The organism is Actinomadura violacea, from assembly GCF_017573465.1.
GTDB classification, from domain to species: Bacteria; Actinomycetota; Actinomycetes; order Streptosporangiales; family Streptosporangiaceae; genus Spirillospora; species Spirillospora violacea.
Genome location: NZ_JAGEPF010000066.1, coordinates 1 through 4,176, shown reverse-complemented (window position 1 = coordinate 4,176; position 4,176 = coordinate 1). Strand labels below are relative to the sequence as shown.

2 protein-coding genes are annotated in these 4,176 nt (G+C 68.6%); both read left to right on the top strand.

Annotated elements, in window-relative coordinates:
* Positions 1-1,081: 1,081 nt before the first annotated feature.
* Entirely contained in the window at positions 1,082-1,555 is a 474-nt protein-coding gene (locus tag J4709_RS52675) for a hypothetical protein (RefSeq protein WP_208253076.1), read from the top strand.
* A gap of 64 nt (positions 1,556-1,619) precedes the next feature.
* A partial coding sequence (locus J4709_RS52670) for a tetratricopeptide repeat protein (RefSeq protein ID WP_208253075.1) occupies positions 1,620-4,176 on the top strand: 2,557 nt, incomplete at its 3' end.

Here is a 4,176-nt window from a genome sequence, read left to right as displayed (position 1 = left end):
ACGCGCGACGCCCGCAAACGAACACGCGACAGCCAAGCCGAACAGGCACCCGTCAAGCATGTGATGGGACAGAGGTGTCAAGCATCTCCCGGGACAGGACACAGGTGTGATGTCTGGGCCGGACGAGGACTATCTCTACGTCTTCAAGGGCGTCCGCTTCGCGCGCCGTCGGCCGTCCGCCCCAAGCGGTAGGCAGGTATGTAGGCAGCGTTTAGTTCTTTGCATCCGGGTCCGTAGCGGGAGACTCTCTGACAGCCCGCGGCAACCGACGCAGAGCGTCACGCATGAGCGCTAGGAACCCGCGTTCGCTGAGCTTGTCGTCTTGGCGAAGTTGCAAGGCGCCGATCACAGCCACCAAAAGGACGGCCCCTGCGATCATTAGCGGAAGACCCCATATAGGTAGCACGTGGCCAGCGACCAGCAGCAACGCCCCTAAGGTGACAGTGCAAGCCAGGTAGAAGGACCCGGAGACCCACGGCGTGCGCAGCGCCCGTATATCCTGTCGCGCCACGACGTCGTTCGCGAGCTTGCTCGCAACCTCAGCCACTTCGCCGGGGTTGCTTCCTGTTACCTGGATCGTAACGCCCCGTGCAGAAATCTCCATGGTGGCACCACAGTGGGGACAGAACCGACCTGCGACCACAACGCCACAATCAGGGCATGTCCAGGTTGATTCGGGGACAGATGACCTCGATTCCACTGTTAGATCACCTTCCCCTGTTCACAAGATTCCTGCCATCAAGACAGTGCGTGTGGGCACGGTAACCAGATCCTAAGCCCCTTGGACGCCGTCTTGAGGATGCCTGAAGCGGGGGCTTCGCAGCCCCCCAGGTCCCCCGCGAGCCGGGGTGCTCGTTCGCGCGAAACGGTCTGTCACACATTGCGCGCCGTTCGCGAGAACGAGCACCCCGGAACGGCCGTCACCGGCGCGCGGTCCGGTCCGCCGCTAGGACGAGTGGCGCGGCCGTTTCCGGACGACGAGGAACGCTTGCGGCCAGTTCTTGTGATGCTGCGTCTAACGTGCGCTGTGACGCTGAGTTTCCTGTCCGGCACGGCGTGATCAAGCAGACGGGAGGGGCGGATGTCCGCAGACGCAGTGCAGTTGGCCTCTGAGGTGACGCCGTATGTGACGGCGGCGGCGGGCGCGTACGGGGCCGCGGTGCTGACGCGCGTGCGCGACCAGGCGACCGAGGCCACCGCCGATGCCGCGGTCGGGTTCGGACGGCGGCTGGCACAGCGAATCTTCGGCGCGCGCACCCAGGACGACGAGGCCACCGGCACCGGGGACGATGCGGTTGAGGGGGCCGAGGCAATACCGGAGGTACTGGCCGATGTGATCGACGATCCTGATGACCAGGACAACCAGGCGACGTTGCGCAAAGCGATCCGCAAGGCGTTGGCCGCCGATGCGGGCCTGGCGGCAGAGGTGGCGGAACTGCTGGCGCAAGCCCAGCAGGCGGGGGTGCAGGTGATGACGTTCGGTCATCGGTCGCCGGCGACGGGCACCAATCACGGCATCATCGCCACTGGCGACGACAACACCTTCACCCGGTAACCGGGTGACGCCCCGCCCGGCGGGCCCCGAGGAGAAGCGCGTCAGCTCGTCCCCAGCGGCCCACGTGGAGACTCACGGCGACCGGTCCCCTGCGATCGGCGCCAACTACGGCACGATCGTCACCGGCGATAAAGCAAACGTCACCCTGACTCAGGCGGTGCCCTTCCCCGACCCTGCAGAGGTGCGGCCGGTAACGCGGGTGGTGGGCTTGCCGCGGCCGGCGACGCCGGTGTTCGTCGGCCGCGACACCGCCTTACGGCAGGTGGAGCAGGCGTTGTCGGCGGCCGTTGAGGTGGTGGTGTCCCAGGCGGTCATCGGGATGGGCGGGGTGGGCAAATCCGAGCTGGCGTTGCACTACGCCCAGCAGGCCCGCAGCCGCTACACCCTGGTGTGGTGGGTCACCGCCGAGGCACCCGAGCAGATCGACGCGGGACTTGCCGAGCTAGCACGCAATCTGGTCCCAGACTCGGCGCGGACGGCGACGACCGAGGACGCCGCCGCATGGGCGTGCGGATGGCTGCGGGCGCATCCGGATTGGCTGCTGGTTCTCGACGACGTCACCGACCCCGCCCACACCGCCGGATTGCTGGGGCGGCTGGAAGGCGGACATGTTCTGATCACCAGCCGCCGGGACGTGCGCTGGCCCGGCCACACCAGCACCGTGCGCCTGGACCTGCTGGCCCCGGACGCGTCCGCCGAACTGATCACCACCGTCACCGGCCGCACCAGCCCAGCGGACCATGAGGCGGCGCTGGCCATCGCCGAGGAGTTGGGGAATCTGCCGCTGGCACTGGATCAGGCCGCCGCCTATATCCGCCAGACCGGCATCCCCCCGGCCGTCTACCTGCAACGGCTGAGACGCCGCCCGGCCCGCTACTACGCCAAGGCCGCCGACGGAGACAAGGCACAGGCGACCATCGCTCGCCTGTGGGACATCACCCTGGAAACCCTCACCCAGGACGCCCCCCACGCAGTGGAACTCGCTGCGGTCATCGCCCACTACGCCCCGGACGATATCCCCCGCAGCGTGCTGGGCGGTGGCGATGACGAGGCCACCGAGGAAGCCGACGAGGCGCTGGGAGTGCTGGCCTCCCACAGCATGGTCGAGCGGACCGACCAGGCGGTGACGATGCACCGTCTCACCCAAGCCGCCGTTCTGAACCGACTGCACCAAGCCGGTGACCGCACCGACGACGGAGCCTGCCAAACCGCGCTTACCTGGCTCCAAAACGCCATTCCGCCAGGCGACCCCGCCACCGATGTGGACGGTTGGCCTCTCAGGCGTTCCCTGGTCCCACATGCCGAAGCGATCACCCGTCACCACTCACCAGCCCAACAGTCCGAGCAATTCAGCCGCGTCCTCAACCAAACCGCCCTCTTCGTACGCTCACAGGGCGAATATCAGCGTGCCCATACCATGCTCACCACCGCAGCCACCATCAGCGAGGCGGCGCTGGGCCCCGACCACCCTGACGTCGCCATCAGCCTAGGCAACCTGGCCGCCACGCATCGCGATCTGGGACGGGCGGCCGAAGCACTGCCGCTGGAGGAGCGGGCGTTGGCCATCACCGAGACGGCGCTGGGCCCCGACCACCCTGACGTCGCCATCCGGCTGGGCAACCTGGCCGCCACCTACGCTGATCTAGGACGGCCCGGCGAGACACTGCCGCTGGAAGAGCGGGCGTTGGCCATCACCGAGACGGCGCTGGGCCCCGACCACCCTGACGTCGCCATCCGGCTAGGCAACCTGGCCGCCACTCACCGCGATCTGGGACGGGCCGCCGAAGCACTGCCGTTGTTCGAGCGGACATTGGCCATGACCGAGGCGGCGCTGGGCTCGAATCACCCTGACGTCGCCATCAGCCTGGGCAGCCTGGCCGCCACCTACGCCGATCTGGGGCGGGTGGCCGAGGCACTGCCGCTGGAAGAGCGGGCATTGGCCATCACCGAGACAGTGCTGGGCCCCGATCACCCTGACGTCGCCGTCCGGCTGAGCAGCCTGGCCACCACCCACATCGCTCTGGGACGGGCCGCCGAAGCACTGCCGATGTCCGAGCGGGCATTGGCCATCACCGAGACGGCGCTGGGCCCCGACCACCCTGACGTCGCCACCCGGCTGGGCAACCTGGCCACCACGCACCGCGATCTGGGACGGGCCGCCGAAGCACTGCCGCTGGAAGAGCGGGCGTTGGCCATCACCGAGACGGTCCTGGGCCCCGACCACCCTGACGTCGCCGTCCGGCTGAGCAGCCTGGCCACCACCCACATCGCTCTGGGACGGGCCGCCGAAGCACTGCCGATGTCCGAGCGGGCATTGGCCATCACCGAGACGGTCCTGGGCCCCGACCACCCTGACGTCGCCGTCCGGCTGAGCAGCCTGGCCGCCACCTACGCCGATCTGGGACGGCCCGCCGAGGCACTGCCGCTGTTCGAGCGGGCGTTGGCCATCACCGAGACGGCGCTGGGCCCCGACCATCCCACCGTCGCCATCCGGCTGGGCAACCTGGCCGCCACCTACGCCGATCTGGGACGGCCCGCCGAGGCACTGCCGATATCCGAGCGGGCATTGGCCATCACCGAGACGGTCCTGGGCCCCGACCACCCTGACGTCGCCGTCCGCC

Coding starts and splice junctions, on each gene's coding strand:
- J4709_RS52675 (WP_208253076.1), top strand. CDS start 1,082: ATGTCCGCAGACGCAGTGCAGTTGGCCTCTGAGGTGACGCCGTATGTG.